Source organism: Allobosea sp. 2KB_26 (genome assembly GCF_052115715.1).
Taxonomy (GTDB): domain Bacteria; phylum Pseudomonadota; class Alphaproteobacteria; order Rhizobiales; family Beijerinckiaceae; genus Allobosea.
Map to the genome: position 1 here is coordinate 476294 of NZ_JBFRHE010000001.1, position 23041 is coordinate 499334.

General features: G+C 66.1%; 27 protein-coding genes. 14 read left to right on the plus strand and 13 right to left on the minus strand.

Annotated features, from left to right (window positions below):
• Nucleotides 1-24: 24 nt before the first annotated feature.
• Together AB4099_RS02315 and AB4099_RS02320 are read right to left on the minus strand one after the other, a co-directional pair.
• Nucleotides 25-1329, minus strand: coding sequence for an NAD(P)H-dependent oxidoreductase (locus AB4099_RS02315; RefSeq protein WP_441476894.1), 1305 nt, complete (start codon nt 1327-1329; stop codon nt 25-27).
• Nucleotides 1330-1494: 165 nt separating this feature from the next.
• Complete coding sequence (locus tag AB4099_RS02320; RefSeq protein ID WP_441476895.1) at nt 1495-2469, minus strand: Bug family tripartite tricarboxylate transporter substrate binding protein; 975 nt, start codon at nt 2467-2469, stop codon at nt 1495-1497.
• Between the two features lie 140 nt (nt 2470-2609).
• On the opposite strand from AB4099_RS02320, the gene AB4099_RS02325 reads away from it, so the two are divergent.
• Complete coding sequence (locus tag AB4099_RS02325) at nt 2610-3422, plus strand: crotonase/enoyl-CoA hydratase family protein (protein WP_441476896.1); 813 nt, start codon at nt 2610-2612, stop codon at nt 3420-3422.
• A gap of 58 nt (nt 3423-3480) precedes the next feature.
• On the opposite strand, the gene AB4099_RS02330 is transcribed toward AB4099_RS02325, so the two are convergent.
• A complete protein-coding gene (locus AB4099_RS02330; protein ID WP_043233526.1) occupies nt 3481-3960 on the minus strand; it encodes a YaiI/YqxD family protein in 480 nt (159 codons plus the stop codon).
• Between the two features lie 133 nt (nt 3961-4093).
• On the opposite strand from AB4099_RS02330, the gene AB4099_RS02335 reads away from it, so the two are divergent.
• The 4 genes from AB4099_RS02335 to AB4099_RS02350 all read left to right on the plus strand — a co-directional run bounded on the left by AB4099_RS02335 (nt 4094) and on the right by AB4099_RS02350 (nt 5303).
• Entirely contained in the window at nt 4094-4279 is a 186-nt protein-coding gene (locus AB4099_RS02335; protein ID WP_441476897.1) for a hypothetical protein, read from the plus strand.
• 10 nt (nt 4280-4289) lie between these two features.
• Entirely contained in the window at nt 4290-4520 is a 231-nt protein-coding gene (locus AB4099_RS02340; RefSeq protein WP_113519307.1) for a hypothetical protein, read from the plus strand.
• A 137-nt stretch (nt 4521-4657) separates the two neighbouring features.
• Nucleotides 4658-4969 (plus strand): hypothetical protein, encoded by a 312-nt coding sequence (locus AB4099_RS02345; RefSeq protein ID WP_441476898.1) that lies wholly within the window; start codon nt 4658-4660, stop codon nt 4967-4969.
• 199 nt (nt 4970-5168) lie between these two features.
• Nucleotides 5169-5303 (plus strand): hypothetical protein, encoded by a 135-nt coding sequence (locus AB4099_RS02350; protein WP_280114129.1) that lies wholly within the window; start codon nt 5169-5171, stop codon nt 5301-5303.
• A 291-nt stretch (nt 5304-5594) separates the two neighbouring features.
• On the opposite strand, the gene AB4099_RS02355 is transcribed toward AB4099_RS02350, so the two are convergent.
• The gene (locus AB4099_RS02355; protein WP_113519304.1) at nt 5595-6407 is read right to left on the minus strand and encodes a transglutaminase-like domain-containing protein; all 813 of its coding nucleotides are present in this window, start codon (nt 6405-6407) and stop codon (nt 5595-5597) included.
• A 249-nt stretch (nt 6408-6656) separates the two neighbouring features.
• Here AB4099_RS02355 and AB4099_RS02360 point away from each other — a divergent pair, with 249 nt between their 5' ends.
• On the plus strand, nt 6657-7859 hold the full coding sequence (locus AB4099_RS02360; RefSeq protein WP_441476899.1) for a pyridoxal phosphate-dependent aminotransferase: 1203 nt from the start codon (nt 6657-6659) through the stop codon (nt 7857-7859).
• Between the two features lie 51 nt (nt 7860-7910).
• On the plus strand, nt 7911-8333 hold the full coding sequence (locus tag AB4099_RS02365) for a rhodanese-like domain-containing protein (protein WP_441476900.1): 423 nt from the start codon (nt 7911-7913) through the stop codon (nt 8331-8333).
• On the opposite strand, the gene trmD is transcribed toward AB4099_RS02365, so the two are convergent.
• The 6 genes from trmD to ffh all read right to left on the minus strand — a co-directional run bounded on the left by trmD (nt 8324) and on the right by ffh (nt 12799).
• Entirely contained in the window at nt 8324-9022 is a 699-nt protein-coding gene (gene trmD / locus AB4099_RS02370) for a tRNA (guanosine(37)-N1)-methyltransferase TrmD (RefSeq protein WP_441476901.1), read from the minus strand. The two genes, AB4099_RS02365 and trmD, sit on opposite strands and share 10 nt — an antisense overlap.
• Nucleotides 9019-9696, minus strand: a complete 678-nt coding sequence (locus tag AB4099_RS02375; RefSeq protein WP_441476902.1) for an HAD family hydrolase — start codon at nt 9694-9696, stop codon at nt 9019-9021. The genes trmD and AB4099_RS02375 overlap by 4 nt, the downstream gene beginning before the upstream one ends.
• The gene (rimM, locus tag AB4099_RS02380; protein ID WP_441476903.1) at nt 9686-10210 is read right to left on the minus strand and encodes a ribosome maturation factor RimM; all 525 of its coding nucleotides are present in this window, start codon (nt 10208-10210) and stop codon (nt 9686-9688) included. The genes AB4099_RS02375 and rimM overlap by 11 nt, the downstream gene beginning before the upstream one ends.
• A gap of 112 nt (nt 10211-10322) precedes the next feature.
• Nucleotides 10323-10682: a 30S ribosomal protein S16 gene (gene rpsP / locus AB4099_RS02385; RefSeq protein ID WP_113512159.1), complete on the minus strand. Its 360-nt coding sequence runs from the start codon at nt 10680-10682 to the stop codon at nt 10323-10325.
• Nucleotides 10683-10694: 12 nt separating this feature from the next.
• Complete coding sequence (locus AB4099_RS02390; protein WP_441476904.1) at nt 10695-11228, minus strand: GNAT family N-acetyltransferase; 534 nt, start codon at nt 11226-11228, stop codon at nt 10695-10697.
• Nucleotides 11225-12799, minus strand: a complete 1575-nt coding sequence (gene ffh / locus AB4099_RS02395) for a signal recognition particle protein (protein WP_113512161.1) — start codon at nt 12797-12799, stop codon at nt 11225-11227. The genes AB4099_RS02390 and ffh overlap by 4 nt, the downstream gene beginning before the upstream one ends.
• Before the next feature lie 294 nt (nt 12800-13093).
• Between ffh and AB4099_RS02400 the strand changes: the two genes are divergently transcribed.
• From AB4099_RS02400 to AB4099_RS02420, 5 genes are all read left to right on the plus strand, one after another.
• Nucleotides 13094-13693, plus strand: a complete 600-nt coding sequence (locus AB4099_RS02400; RefSeq protein ID WP_441476905.1) for a CAP domain-containing protein — start codon at nt 13094-13096, stop codon at nt 13691-13693.
• Between the two features lie 35 nt (nt 13694-13728).
• Entirely contained in the window at nt 13729-14157 is a 429-nt protein-coding gene (locus AB4099_RS02405) for a hypothetical protein (protein WP_441476906.1), read from the plus strand.
• 106 nt (nt 14158-14263) lie between these two features.
• Nucleotides 14264-14890, plus strand: coding sequence for a LysE family translocator (locus AB4099_RS02410; protein WP_441476907.1), 627 nt, complete (start codon nt 14264-14266; stop codon nt 14888-14890).
• Between the two features lie 20 nt (nt 14891-14910).
• Complete coding sequence (locus AB4099_RS02415) at nt 14911-15513, plus strand: class I SAM-dependent methyltransferase (protein ID WP_441476908.1); 603 nt, start codon at nt 14911-14913, stop codon at nt 15511-15513.
• An 87-nt stretch (nt 15514-15600) separates the two neighbouring features.
• Nucleotides 15601-16659 (plus strand): MBL fold metallo-hydrolase, encoded by a 1059-nt coding sequence (locus AB4099_RS02420; RefSeq protein WP_113512169.1) that lies wholly within the window; start codon nt 15601-15603, stop codon nt 16657-16659.
• A 76-nt stretch (nt 16660-16735) separates the two neighbouring features.
• Here the strand turns inward: AB4099_RS02420 and AB4099_RS02425 are convergent, their stop codons facing one another.
• Nucleotides 16736-17275, minus strand: a complete 540-nt coding sequence (locus AB4099_RS02425) for a GyrI-like domain-containing protein (RefSeq protein ID WP_162767990.1) — start codon at nt 17273-17275, stop codon at nt 16736-16738.
• Between the two features lie 529 nt (nt 17276-17804).
• Here AB4099_RS02425 and dapF point away from each other — a divergent pair.
• Nucleotides 17805-18689 carry a diaminopimelate epimerase gene (gene dapF / locus AB4099_RS02430; protein WP_441476909.1) on the plus strand — a complete coding sequence of 295 codons (885 nt, stop codon included), beginning with the start codon at nt 17805-17807 and terminating at the stop codon, nt 18687-18689.
• Entirely contained in the window at nt 18689-19963 is a 1275-nt protein-coding gene (gene mtaB / locus AB4099_RS02435) for a tRNA (N(6)-L-threonylcarbamoyladenosine(37)-C(2))-methylthiotransferase MtaB (protein ID WP_441476910.1), read from the plus strand. Before dapF ends, mtaB begins: the two co-directional genes overlap by 1 nt.
• A gap of 24 nt (nt 19964-19987) precedes the next feature.
• Here the strand turns inward: mtaB and AB4099_RS02440 are convergent, their stop codons facing one another.
• Both AB4099_RS02440 and AB4099_RS02445 read right to left on the minus strand, forming a co-directional pair.
• Complete coding sequence (locus AB4099_RS02440; RefSeq protein WP_441476911.1) at nt 19988-21094, minus strand: sulfite oxidase; 1107 nt, start codon at nt 21092-21094, stop codon at nt 19988-19990.
• A gap of 107 nt (nt 21095-21201) precedes the next feature.
• Entirely contained in the window at nt 21202-22917 is a 1716-nt protein-coding gene (locus tag AB4099_RS02445; protein ID WP_441476912.1) for an AMP-binding protein, read from the minus strand.
• Nucleotides 22918-23041: the final 124 nt, after the last annotated feature.

The window sequence follows — 23041 nt, forward strand, 5'->3', positions numbered from 1 at the left end:
GTCAGTGAGGCAAAACGCGCGGAATCACCACTCGGTTGCTTCGAGCTCACGCCGAAGTGAAACGATGGCCTGGGTCTCGTCGAGGGCGACATCGTCGCTGGTGACGACCCGTCCGGCTGCGACGTCGCGCGTCAGCTTGACGTGATGCGCGAGCCCGATTGGCAGGGCCCGAACCTGGCGGCTCGCTCGTGCTGGCATCAGGCGGCCATAGACCGTGTATCCGCCCTCCCCGTCCAGCATCTCGCCGGCCTTGAGGTCGCGCTTGGCCACTGCGGCAGCGTCGCCGCGCCACTCGCGGGTGCTGCCGGTCGGCTCGCCGCGCAGGGCCGCGTTGAGGACCGACATCGAAAGCTCCAACCCGATCAGGTGGAACGGCTTGTACATCGCCGCATATTGACCGGTGGCATCGGTCGGCAGGCCATATTGCTTGAAGCAGGCCGCGGCGTAGTCATTCGGCGCCTTCAGCACGACATAGACGCCCCAGCGCAGGTCGCGAAACACCGGCCGCCCGTCACGCTCCAGCGAGGACACCACTTCGACCATGCCGTCGCGATCGAGCTGTCCACCGACCGCCCTCGGCCGCAGAACATGGGCAAGGTCGTCGACGCCGACCGGCGGGAATGCGAGGCCGGCCTCCGGCACGTCGAGCCCGCAGGCATTGGCGATCGCTGCCATCTCGATCGCCGACTTCGTTCCATCAAGGAAGGAATTGAACATTTGCGGGTTCATGCCCGCCGCCTTGGCCGCCTCGGGCGTCAGTCCGTAATGGGTCCAGACATCATCCGGCGTGACCTGGTGATAGGCCGGCAGGTATTTCGTGCCCTTGCCGGCAGCAGCCACCGTGAATCCGGTCGCACGCGCCCAATCGACCATCTCCGAGACAAGCGCGGGCTGGTCGCCATAGGCCATGGAATAGACGACGCCCGCGGCCCGAGCCCGGGTCGCGAGCACCGGGCCGACCAGCACGTCAGCCTCGACATTGACCATCACCACATGCTTGCCAGCGGTGATCGCCGCCAGCGCATGGCGCGCACCGGCGGCCGGATGGCCGGTTGCCTCGATAACGACCTCGATGCCGTCCATCGCAGCCGCCTCGGCGCCGTCCGCGACATAGCGGGTCGCCTCGATGCGGGCCTCGTCCCAGCCAACCTGCCGGCAGGCACGCTTCGCCCGCTCGGGATCGAGATCGGCGATCACCGCGACCTCCAGTCCAGCAATATGGGGCACTTGCGACAGGAACATCGAGCCGAACTTTCCGGCCCCGATCAGTGCGACGCGTACGGGTTTTCCTGCGTCGCGGCGGGTGGCGAGAAGGGGCATCAGGTTCATGACGACGCTCCGGTCTTCAATGATCTCGGGCAGAGTAACGCGCGTCTATCCGCCAGCAGCGACGCCGCCAGCCCGAATCCGGCATGGAATGCACGCCGGATTCTGAGCTCGCACGGCCAGGCCACATGCCCGGAATGACGGAGGCGGACTGAATAATCGCGCCGGTTATTCCGGCTTCACGCCGGCATCGGCGATGATCTGCTTCCAGGTCGCGATCTCCTGGAGGTGATAGGGCTTGAACGCGGCAGGATCGCGCACTTTCAGTGTAAAGCCGAGCTTGAGGATCGCCTCGGTCACGGCCGGCTTGGCGATCGAGGCCATGACTGCCTTCGAGAGCGTGTCCAGGATTGGCTGCGGAACCGCGGCGGGTGCAAAGAAGGCCGCCCAGGAATCGGCGTCGGCATTGCTGACGCCCTGCTCGCGCAGGGTCGGGATATCCTTGGCGCGCGGATTGCGCTCCGGGCTCGCCAGGGCCAGCGCGCGCATGCTGCCGGCATTGATCAGCTCCAGCACGCTCGGCAGCGTCGAATTGGCGATGTCGATGCGCCCGCCGATGATCTCCTGCACCAATGGCGCAGCGCCGCGGAACGGCACGTGCGTCATCTTGATGCCGGTGCGCTGCATGAACAGCTCCATAGCCAGATGCGAGCCGGAGCCGACGCCGGTGGAACCGTAGTTCAGCTTGTCGGGATCCGCCTTGGCCAGCGCGATCAGCTCGGCAATGGTCTTGGCCGGCAGGTCGTTGCGGACGACGAAGGCGTGCTCGAAGGCGCCCACGCCGCAGAGCGGCGCAAAATCCTTCACCGCATCGTAGCCGGGCTCCTTCAGCAGGAACATGTTGTTCCCATGCGTCTGGTTGTTGCCGAAGATGAAGGTGTAGCCGTCCGGTTCGGCCTTGGCCACGGCGCGCGTGCCGACCGCGCCCGATGCACCGGCACGGTTGTCGACCAGCACGTTCTGGCCGATCGAGGTCGAGAGATCCTGCGCGACGAAGCGGGCAATGGCGTCGGTCGGTCCACCCGCCGGATAAGGAACGACCAGCGTGATCGGCTTCGACGGGAACGTCTGCGCGCGGACGATGGCCGGAGCAAATGCGGCACCGGCGATGATGCCGAGCGTGGTGCGGCGGGTAAGCGACATGAAGGTCCTCCGGGTGCCCGATTTGGAGACTGGGCTTGCCGCGAGAATTACGGGCAAAGGCGCCATGCGTCCAGCGGTTGGGGCCGCCGCCGCGGGAGGCTGTAGCCTGCGCTCAGCGAGCAACGGGGAACGAGCCGCCCATGACCATCCGCATCGAACGCGACGGCAAGGTCGCGACCGTCATCCACAGCCGAATCGAGGCGCGCAATGCGATGGATCCGGACAGCGCCGAAGCGCTGACGGCCGCCTTCCGTGAGCTCGACGCCGATCCTGAAACGGGCGCCATCGTGTTCTGGGGCGAAGGCGGCGCCTTCTGCGCCGGCTGGGACCTGAAATATGCGCAGGCCTTCACCGATGCAGAGCGCTTCCGCACGGAGATCGTCGAGGGACTGGCCTTTCCCCATGGCGATGGCCCGGCCCCACGCGGCCCGATGGGCCCCTCGCGGCTGGAGATGGGCAAGCCCGTGATTGCCGCCATCGAGGGCCCAGCCGTCGCTGGCGGGATGGAACTCGCACTCTGGTGCGATGTCCGGATCATGGCCCAGGACGCCTATTTCGGCGTCTATTGTCGGCGCTGGGGCATCCCGTTGATCGACGGCGGCACGGTGCGCCTGCCCCGCCTTGTCGGCCAGGGCCGTGCGCTCGAGATCATCATGACCGGGCGCAAGGTTGCAGCCGACGAATCTCTGCGGATCGGGCTCTGCGAGACGGTGGTCCCGCGCGGAGAGGCGCGCGCCGCCGCCGAGGCAATGGCGCAGCAGATCGCGCGCTTCCCGCAGGGCGCCATGCTGGCCGACCGCCGCAACGCGATTTCCGGGCACGGACTCGGCGTCCGCGAGGCGCTGGCGCGGGAATGGGCCGGTGCCGTCGAGACCATCGCCCAGGAAGGTGCGGCCGGGGCCGGACGCTTCGCCGGCGGCAAGGGGCGCGGCGGCGACTTCGGGGACATCTGAAAGCCGGATCTTTCTCGGACCGGCCGGAATGGCGCGGTTTCAGCTGGGCCGGCAAGCCCTACCCGCCGAACCCCGCCCGCTTCAGCCGCTGCACGGCGACATCGAGGGCTTGCAGGAAGGCCGAGCGGTCCTTCTGCGAGAAGGGTTTCGGCCCGCCGGTCACGGCCCCCGCGGCACGCAGATCCTCCATCATGTCGCGCGTCGCCAGCGCCATGCCGATCGAGGCTTCGGTGAAGGGCTTGCCTGTCGGCCCGATGACGTCGGCGCCGGCCTTGATGCAGCGGTCGGCGAGCGGGATGTCGGAGGTGATGACGATCGCACCGCGCGCGACCCTCTCGGCGATCCAGTTGTCGGCGGCGTCGAATCCGTCGGACACGATCACCCGTTCGATCCAGCTCTCCCGCGGCACCATCATGAAGCTGTTGGCGACGACGAAAACCTTGAGCCGATGCCGCTCGGCCACGCGATACACCTCCGGCTTCACCGGACAGGCGTCGGCATCGACATAGATCGCGATGGTGCTGGGGCTCGGTTCCATGGGCCTCAGCGCATTGCAGGGAACGGCAAGGCGCGCAAGGGAGGCTTTATGCAGGCCTTATGCGGCAGCGCGTCTTCCACATCGCAAGCTTAGCGGGAGCAGACCTACATTTCGAGCATCGATGGAGGTCGAGATGACGACTGATACCGCCTACACCCATACCTCTCACCAGCGCCGCGCCCGCACGGTCTATCGCACCATAGCGAAGAAGCGGCCAGCAACCGGTCTGCTCGCGGCCGAGCTTGCCGCACTGGCCTGCTTTGCGCTCGCGGTCGCCGGCTTCCTCAGCCTGCGCGCCTGGCTCTTCCTGCCGAATTGAGCGCTGCGACATGGGACAATCCACGCCGATCCAGCCGCTCGAAGGAGCGAGCCATCTCTTCCTCGTCGGCCAGTCGAAGCACGGTTTCTGGGTCGCCCGTGACCTCGAAGGCCAGTCCGAAGGCATCTTTCGCGAGAAGAAGGATGCGGTCCGCTTCGCCATGTTCGAGGGCGGCCATCCCAACGCGGTGATGCTCTCGCCCAACGCGGTCGAGCCCAGCTTCGGCATGGGAGTGCGCTGATCCTGATCCAGTCTGACGATGCCGTATCTGCTTCGGCCGGGCGCAAGCCCGGCCGTTTGCTTCATGACACCGGCCACTCCCTTTGGGACCACATCTCGACCGTTGAAGCGACCGACCGAAATAGCCCGCCAGGGGCGATGGACCGGCGGCTTGAAAGGGAACTCTACGCCATCTTCCTCGCAGCAGCCGGGGCGCTGATCGATCAACTCGTCGAGGTCGGCATCGACGATCCCGGCGATATCGCCCGGCGGCTGAACCGTCGCGGCTTTCCCTGCTGGGGCCGCCCGCGCTGGAGCATGGGGAGCGTCGCAACGATCGCGCGGCGCCGGCGCATGGCGGAGGCGCATGATGACGCCGCCCAGGCATCAACCGGGCCGCGCGAGATATCCCGAGAAACCACGTGCACTTCGGCCGGCTCTGGCCTAGGCTCGGACTCTGCTTCGATGTGACAGAGTCCGGCTACCGCCCGGGCCGACCGCGGCAGCCGAGAGCCGGCCGCAGAATGACCGAAGACAGCACGAGTTTCACTGCACAGCGCCGCTTTCGCGCAACCACTACGAGTATGTCGGTATCCGACCAGGACTGCCGATCTGCCCGTTGACCTGAGAAGGGGCGCAGCCCGCGCCCCTCGAAGCGAGGAATGAGACGATGGCAAAAGGTGAACAACGCGGCAACCGCGAAGCCAAGAAGCCGAAGAAGGACAAGCCGAAGGTCTCGGCAGCGGCTCCTTCGACCTTCGCTGCCGTGGTCGCAAAGGCCGCCGCTCCGCAAAAGAAGAAGTGAGGCGCCGGCAGCCGCTGCCCTGCCTCCCAGGGCCGGTTTTTCCCGACCGCATCGCACCGCCGACAGGACACAGATGATACGCTTCAGGACGATCGAACCGGAGGCGGCGACGAAGGTCGCCGTGCCCTCGGCAGCGCCCGCTCACCCCGCACCAACGAAGGCCGGGGCGGCGATGGCTGACGACGGCGCAGTTGAGTCAACAGCACTGGGGCTGCCACAGCAGAAGCCCACCCGGGCGAAGAAGCAGGGCGCAGCCCGGCTCTTCGACGAATAGCCCCAAGGATCTGCTCGTCAGGCCTCGATGACCTCGTCGGTCCAGACCCTGAAACCAACCAGCGTGTTCGGCCCAAAGGTGGTCGTGATGGCGACATCAGCCGCATCGCGGCCGCGCGCGATCAACACCCGGCCAATCCGCGGCACGTTGTTGCGCGGGTCGAACATCTCCCAGCCGCTGCTTAGGTAAGCCTCGAAGGACGCCGCGAAATCGCCCGGCGGAAACGGAGGAGGCGTACCGACGTCGCCGAGATAGCACGTGCAATAGCGCGCCGGGATGTTCATCGCCCGGCAGAACGCGATCGCGAGATGGGCATAGTCGCGGCAGACGCCACGTCCCTCGCGATAGGCCTCCGACGCCGTTCTCGTCACGCTAGCATCATTGTAGTCGAAGGCGATGCGCTGGTGCACGAAGTCGCAGATCGCCTGCACACGCGGCGCGCCCGGCAGCACATGCCCGAAGAGTTGCCAGGCCAGGTCGAGCAGGCGGTCGCTGTCGCAGAAGCGGCTGGCGAGCAGGAAGACCAGGCATTCCTCCGGCAACAGCTCGACCGGGACCTGCCCTGCGTCGTGACGGACCGTTTCAGGCAGCCCGCTGTCGTTGATCACGGCATCGGCCGAGATTCGCACGCGCCCTTGCGGCGCCACCAGCCGGCTGCACCAATTGCCGAAGCCGTCGCGATAGGCGCTGACGCGGACCGGTGGATCGAGGCGCATGTGGTCTGGCTCGTCCAGCTCGGACACCCGGCTGAAATGCACATGCAGCATCAGGATCATGGGGGTCGGCTGCGGAAAGTCGTAATCGAGCTCGTAGCCGATCCTGAGTTTCACGTGCTGCCTTCTGCGCGACGCTCCGCGCCGGTCACTGGTTGCCCCCCAAGGGGCGTTCCGGCACCATGCACCTTTCGGGCCGGGATGGCACTGATGGCTTGGCCCCCTCACTCGCCAGCTCATGCGAGGTGCATCATTCACATTGCTGCTGCCAGCCATGACGCAGTCTTGCTTGCGGTGCCGGCGCGAGCGCCCTAAACCACGCGCGCGCCATGTGGCGCTATCCGAAAGCTCCGCCGGAGATCGATCATGGCCTTTCTTGCCGATGCCCTGAAGCGCGTGAAGCCGTCCGCGACCATCACCATCACGCAGAAGGCGCGCGATCTGAAAGCCCAGGGCAAGGACGTGATCTCGCTCTCGGTCGGCGAGCCGGACTTCGACACGCCCGATAATATCAAGGAAGCCGCCATCGCCGCCATCAGGCGCGGCGAGACCAAATACACGCCGGTTTCCGGCATTCCGCAACTGCGCGAGGCCATCACCCGCAAGCTCAAGCGCGAGAACGGCCTCGATTACAAGCCGAGCCAGACGATCGTCTCCACCGGCGGCAAGCATGTCATCTACAACGCGTTGCTCGCCACCCTGAACCCGGGCGACGAGGTGGTCTGCATCTCGCCCTACTGGGTCAGCTATCCCGAGATGGTCGCGCTCTGCGGCGGCACGCCGACCTTTGCCGAAACCCGCATCGAGAACGAGTTCAAGCTCCAGCCGGAGGATCTCGAGAAGGCGATCACCCCTAGGACCAAGTGGGTCATCCTGAACTCGCCCTCCAACCCGTCCGGCGCCGCCTACAGCCATGCCGAGATGAAGAAGCTCACGGATGTGCTGATGCGCCATCCCCATGTCTGGGTGCTGACCGACGACATGTACGAGCACCTGGTCTATGGCGACTTCCAGTTCGTGACGCCCGCCCAGGTCGAGCCCGGTCTCTACGAGCGCACGCTGACCATGAACGGCGTCTCGAAATCCTACGCCATGACCGGCTGGCGCATCGGCTACGCTGCGGGCCCGCAGCATCTGATGAACGCCATGGACCTCGTCCAGGGTCAGCAGACCTCAGGCACCTCGGCGATCTCGCAATGGGCGGCGGTCGAAGCACTCGACGGTACGCAGGAGCACATTCCGGTCTTCCGGAAGGCCTTCGAGCGCCGCCGCGATCTCGTGGTCTCGATGCTGAACCAGACGCGCGGTCTCAAGTGCCCGACGCCGGAAGGCGCGTTCTACGTCTATCCCGATTGCTCGGCGCTGATCGGCAAGAAGCTGCCGAACGGCAAGGTGATCGAGACTGACGAAGACCTGGTCATGGGCCTGCTCGAGACGGAAGCCGTCGCGGCCGTCCATGGCTCCTCCTTCGGTCTTGGGCCCAATTTCCGCATCTCCTACGCCACCTCGGACGAGAGGCTGGAAGAAGCCTGCCGCCGCATCCAGCGCTTCTGCGCTGAGCTGCGCTGAGCCAGCGATCGTGAATTGCCGCGGGCGCGCCACTCGGCTAGCGCTTGCGGCATGAACCGCCGCTCCTTTCTGATCCTGACGGCCGCCCCGCTCCTCGCGGGGGCGGCCGTGGCGCAATCCGCCCCTCCGTCGCTCTCCGTGCGGCAGGCCTATGACGGAGCCAAGGCCGGCACGCTGATTCTCGTCGATATCCGGACACCAGAGGAATGGGCCGATACCGGCGTGCCGGTCGGCGCCATCAGGTTGGATATGGAGGCCAGCGCCTTCGAGGCGCGGCTTGCCGCGCTACGGCTCGAGAATCCCGGCAAGACCATCGCGCTGATCTGCCGTACTGGAAACCGCAGCAGCTCGCTGCAGCGCAAGCTCGCCGGCCGCGGCTGGCGTGACATTGTCGATGTCCGCGGCGGCCTGCTCGGCAGTCCCGGCGACAAGGGTTGGCTGGCCGAGCAGTTGCCGGTGACGGCCTATCCCTGAGATTTACGGCCCGAGAGCAGGTCCGGCCGCCTTTCGCGTGTGATCGCCTCAGCCTGCTCGCGCCGCCAGCGGGCGATGCGAGCGTGGTCTCCCGACAGCAGCGCCTCGGGCAGCCCCCTGCCCTCCCACTCGCGCGGGCGCGTATAGTGCGGATATTCGAGCAGGCCGTTCTCGAAACTCTCCTCCGAACCGGAGGCTTCCTTGCCCATCACGCCGGGTATCAGACGCACGCAGGCATCGAGCAGCACCATTGCCGCCATCTCGCCCCCGGAGAGGATGTAGTCGCCGATTGAGACCTCGGTCAGGCCGCGCCCTTCGATCACCCGTTCATCCACACCCTCGAAGCGCCCACAGACGATAACGACGCCCTCGCCAGCCACCCAATCTCGGACCTGACGCTGATCCAGCCGGCGCCCACGCGGGGACATCAACAGGCGCGGCCTTGGATCGGCGACCGGAACCGCCGCATCGATCGCAGCTGCCAGCACGTCGCAGCGCAGCACCATGCCGGCACCGCCGCCAGCCGGATTGTCGTCGACATTGCGATGACGGCCGATGCCGTGGTCGCGGATCTGGTGGGTATCGAGCTGCCACAATCCCTTGCGCAATCCCTCCCCCGCCAGGGAAGCACCGAGCGGGCCGGGAAACATCTCGGGATAGAGGGTCAGGATCGAGGCGCGAAAGCTCATGCCGAAGCAAAGCGCAGCGACGGATGCCCGTCCAGCGCTGCGAAATCCCTGGCACTGCCGATGACATTGTCGAAGCCGGAGAAGGCCCCCGCCTCGAGCATCGTCAGGATCGCGACGACCCGCATGCCGGCACGCTTCGCGGCCTCGACGCCCAGCGGCGCGTCCTCGAAGACGAGGCAGCTTTCGGGAGCCACGCCCATGCGCTCGGCGGCCGCCAGGAACATGTCGGGATGCGGCTTGCCCCGAAACCCCTGCGATGGGGAGACGATCGTGGCGAAGCGCGAGCGCAGGCGGAGCGTATCGAGCACGAGGTCGATATTGGCCGGCGGCGCAGCGGAAGCGACCGCCATCGGAAGCCCGGCAGTCTCGGCTCGCGCCATCAGATCGAGCAGCCCGGACAACGCCGCGACATGGGGGCGATAGGCCGCGCGATAGAGTTCTTCCTTGCGCAGGCCGCGCGCTTCGAGCTCAGCATCCTCAGCCTCTGGGAAATAGGCAGAAAGGATTTCGAGATTGGCCTTGCCGGCGGTGCGGCTGAAGAAGCTTGCCCGGTCGAAGGCGAGGTTCTCGCTCTTGTGCCACGCCTCCCAGGCATCATCGTGGAAGCGCATGTTGTCGACGATGGTGCCATCCATGTCGAAGATCAGAGCGCGGATCGAGGTCTCACTTGTCATCGACATCCTCGAACAATCCGGCCGGAGGATCGGCCTCGATCCGGCGCGCAGCAATGTCAATTCGGGGGGTGAAGGCCTTGGTGAACGGCATCAGCACGGAGCGGCCATCCGGAGTGCGGATATCCAGCAGGTCGCCAGCGCCATAATTGTCGACGGCCGTGACCTCGCCGAGAGGCTCGCCTTGCGGCCCGAACACGGCGCAGCCGACGAGATCTGCCTGGAGGAACTCGTCCTCATCAGCGGCCGGCGGCAGGTTCCCTCGCTCGGTATGGAGCTTGAGCCCAGTCAGGGTCTCGGCCGCCTCGCGGCTGGTCACGCCCTTCAGGCGGGCGATGACCACTTCCTTGGCGGGCCTGATCTCCGCGATCTCGAAACGGCGGCCGTGATCGTCCATCAGCGCGCCATAGGCCGCGATATCGAGCGGATCGGACGTGAAGGCCTTGATCCGCACCTCACCTTTGACGCCATGCGGCGCCCCGACGATGCCGAGCAGGACGAGTTCGTTATCAGCCATCAAACGCCATTCCGGGTCCCCGCGAAGCGAGCAGCCCGGAACCCATATTCATCAAGGGGCAGAGGTTGAAATGGCGAGGCCACCCGAAAAAGGCGGCCTCGCCTCAGGAGATTCACTCAGCAGCTTCAGCCGGAGCAGCGGCCTTCTCGGCCTTCTTCTCGGCGCGCTCCTTGGCCTTCTCGCCGGGAACGGCCTTCGCCGGGTTGTTGCGGGCCGGACGCTTCACCAGGCCAGCAGCATCGAGGAAACGCAGGACGCGATCGGTCGGCTGGGCGCCCTTGGCGATCCAGGCCTTGGCCTTCTCGAGGTCGAGCACGACACGCTCCGGCGAATCCTTCGCCTTCATCGGATCATAGGCGCCGATCTTCTCGATGAAGCGGCCATCGCGGGGCGAGCGGGCGTCGGCGACGACGATGCGGTAATAGGGGCGCTTCTTGGCGCCGCCGCGGGTGAGGCGGATCTTCAGGGACATGATTATCTCCAGTCAGTTCAGGTTTGCAGGCTTCAGTTTCGCAGGCTCGGCGGCCGGGTGCCGGTAGATGCCGACCTCCCAGCCACGGATTACGAAGGGTTTCTCGAATCTGGCGCCGAGACGCTCGGCGACCCGGATCGAGGGTCGATTGTCGGGATGGATGAAGCTCATCAGCGTCGTCCAGCCCAAGTCACGATAGGCATAGTCACGGGCGCGCAAGGCAGCTTCGGTCGCGTAACCGCGCCCATGCTCGCCTGCGAAAAGGCTCCAGCCGATCTCCGGTTCGGGCCAGCCTTCCGGTGAGAGCAGCCCGCACCAGCCGACGAGGCGGCCGTCTTCCTTGGCCTCCAGAGCCCAGAGACCGAAACCCAGCAGGGACCAATGGCCGGCCATGCTGGAAAAGCGACGCCAGGCATCGTCCCGCCCGCTGGCACCACCGACGAAACGGGTGAGCTGCTCGTCGCCCAGGAACGCGGCCACACGATCGAAATCGCCCTTGGCCCAGCCGCGCATCACCAAGCGCTTGGTCTCGAGGACGGGAATCACTTCTTCTTCCCACCAAACGGATTGCCGCCGAGGCCGGGCAAACCGCCCAATCCGGGCAGTTTCGGCATCATGCCGGCGGGCGGCGTCACGCCCTTGGGCAGGCCGGGGAAACCGCCGGGAGGCAGGGAAGGCAGCCCGCCGCCCGCGCCGAGCTGCTTCTGCAGATCCGCGAGCTGGGCCGGGTCCATCTTGGATGGATCAGGCATGCCTGGCGGCATCCCGCCACCGCCGATGCCGAACATCTGGCCAAGCTTGCCGAGCATGCCGCCCTTCTGGCGGGCCATCTGCTTCATCATGTCCGCCATGCCGCGGTGCATCTTGAGCAGCTTGTTGATCGCTTCCGGCGAGGTGCCGGAGCCGGCGGCGATACGCTTCTTGCGGCTGTTCTTGAGCAGATCCGGATTCTTGCGCTCGGCTGCCGTCATCGAATTGATGATCGCGATCTGGCGGGCGATCATCTTGTCGTCGACCTTGGCATTGGCGAGCTGGTTCTTCATCTGCCCCATGCCGGGCAGCATGCCCATGACGCCGCCGAAGCCGCCCATCTTCTCCATCTGCTGCAGTTGCGTGCGCAGGTCGCCGAGGTCGAAATTGCCCTTGGCCAGGCGCTGAGCCAGCGCCTGCGCCTTGTCGGCATCGACCGTCTCGGCCGCCTTCTCCACGAGCGAAACGATATCGCCCATGCCGAGGATGCGATTGGCGACACGCGAGGGATGGAAATCCTCGAGCGCATCGGTCTTTTCGCCGGTGCCGACCAGCTTGATCGGCTTGCCGGTGACGGCGCGCATCGAGAGCGCTGCGCCACCCCGAGAATCGCCATCCATACGGGTCAGCACGATACCGGTGAGCCCGACGCGGGCGTCGAAGGCGCGCGCCGTATTGACCGCGTCCTGGCCGGTCAGCGCGTCGGCGACGAGCAAGACCTCATGCGGATTCGTCGCAGCCTTCACATCGGCGACTTCCGCCATCAGCGCCTCGTCGAGCGTGACGCGACCGGCGGTGTCGAGCATCACGACGTCGAAACCGCCGAGCTTGCCGGCTTCGATCGCGCGGCGTGCGATCTGTACGGCCGACTGGCCGGCGACGATCGGCAGCGTATCGACGCCGACCTGCTGACCGAGGATGGCCAACTGCTCCATCGCGGCCGGGCGGCGCGTGTCGAGCGAGGCCATCAGCACCCGCTTCTTGTGGCGGTCGCTGAGGCGCTTGGCGATCTTGGCGGTCGAGGTGGTCTTGCCCGAGCCCTGCAGGCCGACCATCAGGATCGGCACCGGCGGCACCGAATCGAGCGTGATGCCCTCGCCCTCGCCACCAAGGGTGTCGATCAGGACGTCGTTGACGATCTTGATGACCTGCTGGCCGGGCGTGACCGATTTCAGAACCTCAGCGCCGACCGCGCGTTCACGCACCTTGTCGGTGAAGCTGCGCACGACCTCGAGTGCGACATCCGCCTCCAGCAGCGCGCGGCGAACCTCGCGCAGGGCTGCGTTGACGTCGTCCTCGGTCAGCGAGCCCCTCCGGGTCAGACCCGAGAGGATGCCGGAGAGTCTGTCGCTCAATGTGCCGAACATGCGGCCCCTTGTCGGTTTTGTACGGCTCTTTCACCCGACAGAACGGACATCACCCCCAAGCGGTTTCGCGCCCGAGGGCGCTGACGCGCTGTCGGGCGTTGACCTCCGGGCTCTCATGGCTCATGCGAGCGGCCCGGTCGGCGGATGCGGTCTCGTCGATGTCGGCGAAACGAATGCTGGGGTTAAAGCGTCAGAATGGGGCGAAAGTCAAGATTGCAGGCGCATGGTGGCAATCTCGCCGCGATTGGCCGCTAGCTCATCTTGCCCGATCAACCATCGAATCGCACTGGTCGCATGACACGAACCGCCGCTGCTGCCCTTCTCACCGTCGCCCTCCTGGCCGCTGGCTGCGCCACAGAACCGCTGCACACGGGGCCCATCAATCCCAAATCCGCCGAGAAGCTGGCCGCGGTCCAGGTCGACCGCGCCGCAGCAACCCGAATCCTGAACACCTACCGCGCCAGCCTTGGACTCGGCCCCATGCGGCTCGACCCTACGTTGACGGCCATGGCCCAGCGCCAGGCGGACGCGATGGTCGCCGGCAACGCCCTCTCGCATGATATCGGCGGCAACTTCACGGCCCGCGTGCATGCGGCCGGCCTCAATACGGGCCGCGCAGCCGAGAACCTGGGCGGCGGCTATTATTCCACCGAAGAGGCCTTTGCGGGCTGGCGCCGATCATCGGGACATGACGCGAATCTGCGGATGCCCGAGGCGACGCGCTTTGGCATTGCACTGGCAAAGGACCCGCGCACCCAATACCGCGCCTATTGGGCCCTGGTTGTCGCAGCGGATCCGCAACCCCGCAGAACGGTGGATGCCGGGCCGCTCGTTCCGGTGGAAAGCTTACGCAGGGTTCGCGCTGAAGGTGACAGGCAGGTTGCAGGACGGTAGGTGTCGCATTCCCCCAGTAGGATACGGATTGCGAGATGCCTTACGCTGCGCCGAAATCGATCGCCCTTGCGGCAGCTACCCTGTTTGTCGGCCTGTCTCAGGCTCAGGCTCAGCCCTGCGCCACCAACTTCAAATCGGCCGGTGTTCCGATGCTCACCGCCCTCACCTATCGGACCTGGGACCTTATTCCCAACCGCCCGCCGGCCGCGGTGCTGCCCGCACTTGCCAGGGCCGTGGCGGCCGACGGCTTCGAGGGCATCCAGGTCGACAAATCGCTCGGCACGATTTCCGCGCTCCAGGAAGTGACCGGATCCGGCCGCCCGCAAACGCTTCGTGTGACGGCGCGCCCGAGCGGCAAGGGTACGCGGGTCGACATTGTCTTCACCGTGCAGCCGGGACAGATCGCGGAGGAAGGCGGCACCCGCGCGGCGATGTGCAAGTTCATCTCAAGCGCTCGTCGCTGAGGCCGCATCGCACCTGACACCGGCCGCGGCGGCTGAAGCTGCGGCCGCCTCTTTACAAAGTCTCCGGCCTCGGGATTGCTCGGCCTGCAATCTCCGGAGTCTCACCATGACCTTCGAAACCTGGGCCGCCTTCGCAGCCGCAACCGCCGTCCTGCTCGTTATTCCGGGCCCCACGATCCTGCTCGTGATATCCTATGCCCTTGGCCAGGGCTGGCGCACCGCCTTCCCGATGGCGGTTGGCGTCGCGCTCGGCGATTTCACGGCGATGACGCTGTCCATGCTGGGCGTCGGCGCTCTGCTGGCAACCTCGGCCACCGTGTTCACCGCGCTGAAATGGGTGGGCGCAGCCTATCTCGTCTATCTCGGCGTGAAGCTCTTCCGCGCCGGCGGCAGCCTCAATGCCGAACCGCGCAAGGATGCCACCTCAGCGTTGAAGATGCTTCGGCATGCCTGGCTGGTGACGGCCCTCAACCCGAAGGGCATCACCTTCTTCGTCGCCTTCCTGCCGCAGTTCCTCGACGCCAAGGCCGACTTCTGGACGCAGATGCTGATCTTCGAGGCGACCTTCATCACCCTCGCCTTCGCCAATGCATTGGGCTACGCGCTGATCGCCTCGCGTGCCCGTTCGGTGGTCAGCAATCCGCGCGCGATCGGCCTGTTCAACAAGGCCGGCGGAACGCTCTTGATCGGCGCCGGCATCGCAACTGTGGCGATGCGCTCGAGCAACCACTGACAACGGACCGAGCAGCCCGCATGCGCGACGGCAAGGACGCGAACACGCTCGATTTCTACGCCAGCGAAGCCGAGGCCTATGCTTCGCGCGGCCAGGAGGCGAGCGGCGCGCGGCTTCAGAGCTTCATGTCGCTGCTGCCGCCCGGCGGGCGCGTGCTCGAGCTCGGCTGCGGTGCTGGACAGGACAGCGAGGCGCTGCTGGCGCAGGGCTTCGACGTCATACCAACCGATGGCTCTCCAGAACTTGCGGCACAGGCGGAGCGCCGCCTCGGTCGTCCGGTCGCCGTCCTCCTGTTCGAGGAGCTTGCCGAGCATGAGGCCTTTGACGGAATTTGGGCCAATGCCTGCCTGCTCCACGTCCCCCGCGCAGCCCTGCCTGCCATGATCGCGCGCGTGCATGCCGCGCTGAAACCTGCCGGCGTCTTCTATGCCAGCTTCAAGGCTGGAGAGCAGGACGGCCGCGACCGCTTTGGCCGCTATTTCAACTATCCGTCGCCCGAATGGCTGCGCGGCGCCTACGGCGCCGGACGCTGGTCCAGGCTCGACATCGACGAGGAAACCGGGAGCGGCTATGACCGCGAGCCGACCGATTGGCTGCATGTCACAGCGTTCAAGATGCCGTGACGATGCGGTTTCCTGTGGGCGGGGCCCTCTTTCCGGCGCAGGATTGCAGGGCTTGACCCCGCCGCAACAGGCCCCACTTCTCCCGCCATGAACCGCCGCAAACTCCTCTCGCTTCTCGGTGTCTCCGCCTTGCTCAGCTCGACTGGTATGGCCTGGGCCGCATTCTCACGCTCGCGCAACCCCTATTACCAAGGGCCGGTCAGCGAGAATTTCGACGGACTGCGCTTCACCGATGGCCGCCCGGTCAACAAGGGCCTGCTCGACGTCCTGAGATGGCAGACCTCTAAGCGCGAGCGCGAGGCCTTTCCGGCGCATTACCCGGCCCCGACGCAGGACAAGCCGCCTGCGCGCGTCGAGGGCCTGCGCATCGTCCATCTCGGCCACGCCTCGTTCCTCTACCAGATCGCCGGGCTCAATGTGCTGGTCGACCCGGTCTATTCCGAGCGCGCCAGCCCCTTCTCCTTCGCTGGCCCACGACGCGTGAACGCTCCGGGCGTTGCCTTCGACGACCTGCCGAAGATCGATGTCGTGCTGATCACGCATAATCATTACGACCATCTCGACCTCGCGGCGCTCGACGCGCTCCACCGGCGCGACAAGCCGCGCATGATCATGCCGCTCGGCAACGACACGATCATCCGCGCCCGCAATCCCGCCATCCACGCCGAGGCCTATGACTGGAAAGCGAAGGTCGCCCTGTCCGACGCCGTCTCCGCGACATTGGTTCCGACCTATCACTGGTCCGCGCGCGGCGCGCTCGACCGCCGCATGGCGCTCTGGTGCTCCTTCGTCATCGAAACCCCAGTGGGCAAGGTCTTCCATATCGGCGACACCGGCTATCACGACGGCTCGCTCTACGAGCGGCTCGGTGCCGAGCTTGGCCCGTTCCGCCTGGCCGTGCTGCCGATCGGCGCTTACGAACCGCGCTGGTTCATGGGGGACAACCACATGAACCCCGAAGAAGCCGTCAGGGTCATGCTCTCGCTCCGCGCCGAGCAGGCGCTCGGACACCACTGGGGCACGTTCCAACTGACCGACGAAGGCATCGAGCGCCCGCCCGAAGCCCTGAAGCTCGCCCTTGCGCAAGCGAACCTGCCCGAGGAGCGCTTTCGGCCTATGCGCCCCGGACTGAGCTGGAACGCCTGAGGACGATCTGCTGGCGGCACGCCCCCGACCGGCTGAGAGCTGCCGGCCGAAGCAAGATGCTCGCTAAAGCCAAAGCCTATTGCGGTTGCACGTAGACGTTGATCTCGAGGTTCGGATCGCCCGGGTCCTTAAGATCGGTGACATATTCCTCGAGGAAAGCGTCCTTCACCTTGATGTTCTTGGCCTCGAGATAGGCCGTGATCGTCTCATAGGTGGAATCGATGTCGTCATAGGGCGCCGTATGCACGAAGCGTAGCGAGAGCCCGGCCGGGCTCGTGCTCGACCGCACACCGTTGGCGAGCGGTACCGCGCCATCGGGCGCCCGATCCACAGGCAGCATAGCCTCGAAGCGGAAGCCGTTGTCGTCCGTCTCGATGAAGAGCGTCAGCGGCCGGCCCGCGACCGAAAGCGCCGATCGTGACGCCTGCTCGCGCAGGATACGGAAACTCTCGACCAAACGCTGGAAGCCCTGATCCCAGCTCGACTGGCCGGAGATCGCCAATACCGGCTTCGGAACCAGTTGCACCTCGTCGACGTCGCTCGGGTCGCCCGGCTTGCCCGCGAGCGTCGCATTCGGATCGGGCGCCACGGTCGACTGGCGCTGCTGCGGCGTCACCGGAGGAGCAGGCAGCGGCGGAGCTGGCGGAGCTTCCGGCGTTGCCGGGGCTGGTACCAGAGGCGGAGGCGGTGCGGGAGGCGGCGGCGCAGCGCCCTGCGGGATCGGCCCGCTCGGCACCGGTTGGCCCGCCGATGGTGGCGGCGTCACAGGCGGCGCCGGCAGCGGCACGGGCGGGGGTGTCAGACTGTCTGCCGGGGCTTGTGTCGGCGCCTGCACAGGCACCGCCTGGACCGGTGGCGGGCTGGGAGATGCGGCGCCCGGCGGCGGCGCAAGGGGAGCGGCTTCCACCGGGGTGGGCGGAGCCACCCGGGTTTGTGCGATGGCGAGGGAGCCGGCGGCGAGCACGCCTGCGACAGCCAGAATTCCAACCCGGAAATGCCGCATCATCTTAGCCCTGACAGAGAGGAGCGATTCGCGCCCTTGCGCCGCAGCATAGAATGTCCGTCGGCGCGCAGGAACGGCTGCAAGGGTGGCTTTTTCGCGTCAGCTCCCTCATATAGCCGCTCTTTGTTGGACCTGTGACCAAATGAACGCATTGGCGCATCGCCGGTTCCTGAAAATGAACGGGCTCGGCAACCAGATCACCGTGCTCGACCTGCGCGGCACAAAGCTGAAAGTCAGCGAAGCGGAGGCGCGCGCCATCGCCGCCGAGCCGCGCGCGCGCTTCGACCAATTGATGGTGCTGCACGATGCGCGCACGCCCGGCACCGACGCATTCATCCGCATCTACAACACGGACGGCTCGGAAGCCGGCGCTTGCGGCAATGGCACCCGCTGCGTCGCCTGGGCCATGCTGGCCGATCCGCAGATGGGCGACGACAACCGGCGCGAGCTGCTGCTCGAAACCAAATCGGGACTGCTTCCCGCCTCGCGTATCGACGACCTCGTCTTCACCATCGACATGGGCCGGCCCAAGCTGGCCTGGGACGAGATCCCGCTGGCAGATCCTTTCCACGATACCAGTCGCTTCGAGCTCCAGATCGGGCCGATCGACGCGCCGATACTGCACACGCCTTGCGCGGTCAATATGGGCAACCCGCACGCCGTCTTCTTCGTGGACGATCCCTACGCCTTCAACCTGGAGCAGATCGGCCCTCTGCTCGAAAACCACCCGATCTTCCCTGATCGGGCCAATATCGAGCTCGCTGCGGTGAAGGCTCCCGACCATATCGTGCTGCGCGTCTGGGAACGCGGGGCCGGCATCACCCAGGCTTGCGGCTCCGGTGCGTGCGCTGCGCTCGTCGCTGCGGTGCGGCGCGAACTGTCGGCGCGCAAAGCGGTGGTCAGCTTGCCCGGCGGCGATCTCATCATCGAATGGCGTGCGAGCGACGACCATGTCCTGATGACCGGCCCAGTCGCCTTCGAGTGGGAGGGCGTGCTCGAACCGGCACTGTTCGAAAGCGCGGCCTGATGGCGCTCGAAGTCGTCACCTTCGGCTGTCGCCTCAACATCGTCGAGAGCGAGGCAATCACGACCCAGGCCGAGGCTGCCGGCCTGGGGGACGTCGCCATCGTCAACAGCTGTGCCGTGACGACGGAGGCTGTGCGGCAGGCACGCCAGGCCATCCGGCGCCTCAAGCGCGAACAGCCTGACAGGCCCGTCATCGTGACCGGATGCGCCGCGCAGGTGGAAGCCGGCGTCTTCGCGGCAATGCCGGAGACGGCGCGCATCCTCGGCAATGCCGAGAAAATGCAGGCTGAAACCTGGATATCGCTCGCCCGATCGAACAGCCTGGTTTCAGACGCAGAGGCCAATCCCGACGACAAGACGACCGTCTCCGACATCATGCGCGAGACCACGCTGCGGACGCTGTCGCCCAACGCCTTTGCTGCGCATACCCGCGGCTTCGTTCAGGTCCAGAACGGCTGCGACCATCGCTGCACTTTCTGTGTCATTCCCTACGGCCGGGGCAACTCACGCTCGCTCGACGTCGCAGCGGTTCTCGGCCAGTGCCGCAAGCTCGTCGAGAATGGCACCCGCGAGATCGTGCTGACCGGCGTCGACCTGACGAGCTATGGTCGGGATTTGCCCGACATCCCGACGCTCGGCGAACTCGTGCAAACCATCCTGCGCGCCCTGCCCGCCTTGCCGCGCCTGCGCCTCTCCTCGATCGACGCGGTCGAGGTCGACGATGCGTTGCGCGAGGCCATCGCGACCGAGCCACGGCTGATGCCGCACCTGCATCTCTCGCTCCAGGCCGGTGACGACCTCATCCTGAAGCGGATGAAGCGGCGGCATCTCCGTGAAGACGCCGTCAGGTTTTGCGCGGAGATGCGGGAGCTGCGCCCCGACATCGTCTTCGGCGCCGATCTCATTGCCGGGTTCCCGACCGAGGATGAGGCGATGTTTGCCCGCTCGCTCTCGCTGATCGACGAGTGCGGCCTGAGCTATGTTCACGCCTTTCCCTATTCGGCCCGGCCCGGCACACCGGCCGCCCGGATGCCGCAACTGCCCGGCGAGATCGTCAGCGACCGGGCGGCACGCCTGCGCACTGCGGCGAAGGCAGCCCATGCGCGCCATCTGCAGGCCCGCATCGGCCGGCCACTCAGCGTGCTGACGGAACGCGGCAATACCGGCCGCGCCGAGGATTTCACGCTGCTCCGCTTCGCGCGGGACGTGGCGGCCGGAGAGATCGTCGAAGCCTGGGCTACCGGCGCCAATGGCAACGCCCTGCTGGCAGCCTGACAGCGAAAGCATGGAATGGCGCGATCAGCGCACCATTCCAACCACGCGCTGCACCTGATTGTTGCAGTAGCCGCGTGGATTCCAGGGTGTATCGAGTGGCTGAACCCGGCCTTCGGCATCCCACGCGCGAGCCATGATCGTCACCGGCCCCGGCACCGCAATGGCCAGCATCGTCTGGAAACAGCGCCAGGCGAATACGCCCTCCGCCGGCTCGAGTGCGACGTCGCACCAGGTTTTACCGCCATCGGACGATAGTTCCATGGCTACGACCGGGACCACTCCGCTCCAGGCAAAGCCGCGAACCGCGAATGGCGTTCCGGCCGCAACCGTGAAGCCCTCGAGGGGCGCCGTCACCAGCGACTTCACAGGCATGTCCGTGAGCACGGCGAACCGGCTTTCGTCGATCGCCTCCCCCGGATGAATCGGTATGGCCGGCATGCGATAATCGGTGCCTCGCATCTTCTCGCCATCATGCTCGCAAGCGCGGATGGTGATCCGGTCCAGCCATTTCTGCCAGGCAGAGCCGGGAAAACCGGGCGCGACGATGCGCAGAGGTCCACCATGCAGGCGCGGCAATGGCTCGTCATTCATGGCGAAGGCGACGAGCGTCTCGTCGCTCAACGCCTTGGCAATCGGCAGGCCTCGCGAGAGCGCGTCCTTGGTTTCGTCCTTGATCGCCCGGTCGGGACTGTAATGCGCCGTATAGATAGCGCTCGGCAGCAAGCCCGCATGAGCCAGCAGGTCCTTGAGCCGAACCCCGGTCCAGCGCGCGCAGCCCACCGCGCCGAGCCGCCATTGCAGCCCGTCGGTCCTGGGCGAGAACTGCACGCGCCCGTTGCCGGCGCATTCGAGCACGGCGGTGACAGTAACGGTCTCGAACGCCTGCTGCAGCTCCGGAAGCGTCCAGGTCGCGGGCCGCTCAACCTCCCCGTCGAGCGTCAGCGTCCATGCTTCAGGGGCAGCAATCTCTGGCAAAGCGCCATTGTTGCGAATGAAGAAGGCGTCGACCGGTGTGATCGGAGTATCGAGCAGCCCGATCGCCGGCTCAGCATTCAGCGCCTCCTCGTCATGGACATAGAGCCCGGGCTTGAGGCGGCGCAGCAGCGGCAGTTCGATGAGTCGACGGGGCAAACAGCTACCTTGTTCCGAGCGGCGGGAAGGTCGGCGCTGCACGATCACGGCAACCGGATTCCATGCAAACGCTAGTCAAGCCCGCCGGCTCGATCAAGTCGTGCCGCTCAGCCTTTGGCCGTGACCTCCTCGCGCAGCGCTCGGCGCAGCACCTTGCCGACATTGGTCTTCGGCAGGCTGTCACGGAAGATGATCTGCTTCGGCACCTTGTAGCCGGTGAGATTGTCCTTGCAGAAGCTGCGCAACTCCTCGGCTGTCAGGCTGAGGTCCTTCTTGACCACGAAAGCCGTCACCGCTTCGCCGGAATGCTCGTCAGGCAGTCCGATGACGGCAGATTCGAGCACGCCCGGATGGGTCGCAAGCACGTCCTCGACCTCATTCGGGTAGACGTTGAAGCCGGAGACCAGCACCATGTCCTTCATCCGGTCAACAATCTTGACCTGCCCGTCGGGCAGCAGAACGCCAATATCACCTGAGCGGAAATAGCCGTCCGACGTCATCACCTTCGCGGTCTCGTCTGGCCGCTGCCAATAGCCGCGCATGACCTGCGGGCCGCGGATGCAGACCTCGCCCGGCTCGCCCATCGGCATGTCATTGCCGTCGGCATTCCGGATCGCGAAGTCGGTCGAGGGCAGCGGATAACCAATCGTGCCGGTGAACTCCGCGATATCCGGCCGGTTGGCCGAGGCGACTGGCGAGGTCTCAGACAAACCGTAGCCCTCGACGATCGGCCGCCCGGTCACCTCCCGCCAGCGCTTGGCGACCACCGCTTGCGTCGCCATGCCGCCCGCCACGGCAAAACGCAATTCCGAGAAATCGACATTCTCGATCTCGGGGTGGTTGGCCAGTGCATTGTAGAGCGTGTTGACGCCAGAGAAGAGCGTGAAGCGGCTCGATTGCAAGATCTTGATGAAGCCCGCAATGTCGCGCGGATTGGCGATCAGGAGCCCCTTTGCGCCGATCCGCAGCATGAACATGCAGCAACAGGTCAGCGCGAAGATATGGTAGAGCGGCAGCGCCGTGATCATGACGTGCTGGTAGTCGCTGCGCCCGAGCGGAGGCTCGAGTCCCCAGCCCAGCCAGAGCGCGCATTGCTCGACATTGGATGCGACATTGTGATGGGTCAGGGTCGCGCCCTTGGCGACGCCAGTCGTGCCGCCGGTATACTGCAGGAAGGCGACATCCTCGGGCAGGACAACGACCGGCGTCATGGTCGATGGACCGGCAAGAATGCTCTTCAACGAGATTGCGCCCGGCAGGTTGTACGACTTGACGACCTTCTTGATCCTGCGAGCCACGAAATTGACGATGGCTCCCTTGAAGCCCATCAGATCGCCGGCTGTCGCCAGAACAATCTGGTCGAGCTTGAGATTCGGTCGAGCCTCCTCGACGACATGGGCAAAATTCTCGATCACCACGAGCACGCGGGCGCCCGAGTCGTTGAGCTGATGGGTCAGCTCGCGGGCCGTATAGAGCGGGTTGACGTTCACCACCGTGTAGCCGCCGAGCAGCGTTCCGAAGATCGCGGCCGGATTGGCCAGGATGTTGGGCATCATCAACGCGATGCGGTCGCCCTTCTTGAAGCCGCGGGCCTGCAGCCAGGCGGTGAAGGCGCGGGCGGCTTTCCCGACTTCGGCGAAACTGATCGCCTTGCCGAAGCTCTCGAAGGCCGGGCGCGTGGCATAGGTCGTGACGGCATGACTGATCAGATCGGCGAGCGTTCCAACCTTGGCCTCATCGATCACCGGCGGAACGGCCGGCGGATAATGCGCGAGCCAGGGCCGCGAATCCGCTGCTGCCTGCGCGGCGCTCGTCACATTCATCGTCGCTCCTCCCCTCTCGCAGGCATTTCCCCCACTCCCGCGGGCGTTTCTGCCTTGTTGTAACCATACAGTGCGGAACGAAAGCGGCGGGCGCAAGCGCCCGCCGCTTTGTTGTCTCCACAAG

Coding starts and splice junctions, on each gene's coding strand:
- AB4099_RS02400 (WP_441476905.1), top strand. CDS start 13,094: ATGACACGAACCGCCGCTGCTGCCCTTCTCACCGTCGCCCTCCTGGCC.
- AB4099_RS02315 (WP_441476894.1), bottom strand. CDS start 1,329: ATGAACCTGATGCCCCTTCTCGCCACCCGCCGCGACGCAGGAAAACCC.
- rimM (WP_441476903.1), bottom strand. CDS start 10,210: ATGGCTGATAACGAACTCGTCCTGCTCGGCATCGTCGGGGCGCCGCAT.
- rpsP (WP_113512159.1), bottom strand. CDS start 10,682: ATGTCCCTGAAGATCCGCCTCACCCGCGGCGGCGCCAAGAAGCGCCCC.
- mtaB (WP_441476910.1), top strand. CDS start 18,689: ATGGCGCTCGAAGTCGTCACCTTCGGCTGTCGCCTCAACATCGTCGAG.
- AB4099_RS02410 (WP_441476907.1), top strand. CDS start 14,264: ATGACCTTCGAAACCTGGGCCGCCTTCGCAGCCGCAACCGCCGTCCTG.
- trmD (WP_441476901.1), bottom strand. CDS start 9,022: ATGAGCTTTCGCGCCTCGATCCTGACCCTCTATCCCGAGATGTTTCCC.
- AB4099_RS02420 (WP_113512169.1), top strand. CDS start 15,601: ATGAACCGCCGCAAACTCCTCTCGCTTCTCGGTGTCTCCGCCTTGCTC.
- ffh (WP_113512161.1), bottom strand. CDS start 12,799: ATGTTCGGCACATTGAGCGACAGACTCTCCGGCATCCTCTCGGGTCTG.
- dapF (WP_441476909.1), top strand. CDS start 17,805: ATGAACGCATTGGCGCATCGCCGGTTCCTGAAAATGAACGGGCTCGGC.
- AB4099_RS02345 (WP_441476898.1), top strand. CDS start 4,658: ATGGACCGGCGGCTTGAAAGGGAACTCTACGCCATCTTCCTCGCAGCA.
- AB4099_RS02360 (WP_441476899.1), top strand. CDS start 6,657: ATGGCCTTTCTTGCCGATGCCCTGAAGCGCGTGAAGCCGTCCGCGACC.
- AB4099_RS02405 (WP_441476906.1), top strand. CDS start 13,729: ATGCCTTACGCTGCGCCGAAATCGATCGCCCTTGCGGCAGCTACCCTG.
- AB4099_RS02350 (WP_280114129.1), top strand. CDS start 5,169: ATGGCAAAAGGTGAACAACGCGGCAACCGCGAAGCCAAGAAGCCGAAG.
- AB4099_RS02335 (WP_441476897.1), top strand. CDS start 4,094: ATGACGACTGATACCGCCTACACCCATACCTCTCACCAGCGCCGCGCC.
- AB4099_RS02330 (WP_043233526.1), bottom strand. CDS start 3,960: ATGGAACCGAGCCCCAGCACCATCGCGATCTATGTCGATGCCGACGCC.
- AB4099_RS02375 (WP_441476902.1), bottom strand. CDS start 9,696: ATGACAAGTGAGACCTCGATCCGCGCTCTGATCTTCGACATGGATGGC.
- AB4099_RS02415 (WP_441476908.1), top strand. CDS start 14,911: ATGCGCGACGGCAAGGACGCGAACACGCTCGATTTCTACGCCAGCGAA.
- AB4099_RS02320 (WP_441476895.1), bottom strand. CDS start 2,469: ATGTCGCTTACCCGCCGCACCACGCTCGGCATCATCGCCGGTGCCGCA.
- AB4099_RS02325 (WP_441476896.1), top strand. CDS start 2,610: ATGACCATCCGCATCGAACGCGACGGCAAGGTCGCGACCGTCATCCAC.
- AB4099_RS02340 (WP_113519307.1), top strand. CDS start 4,290: ATGGGACAATCCACGCCGATCCAGCCGCTCGAAGGAGCGAGCCATCTC.
- AB4099_RS02365 (WP_441476900.1), top strand. CDS start 7,911: ATGAACCGCCGCTCCTTTCTGATCCTGACGGCCGCCCCGCTCCTCGCG.
- AB4099_RS02445 (WP_441476912.1), bottom strand. CDS start 22,917: ATGAATGTGACGAGCGCCGCGCAGGCAGCAGCGGATTCGCGGCCCTGG.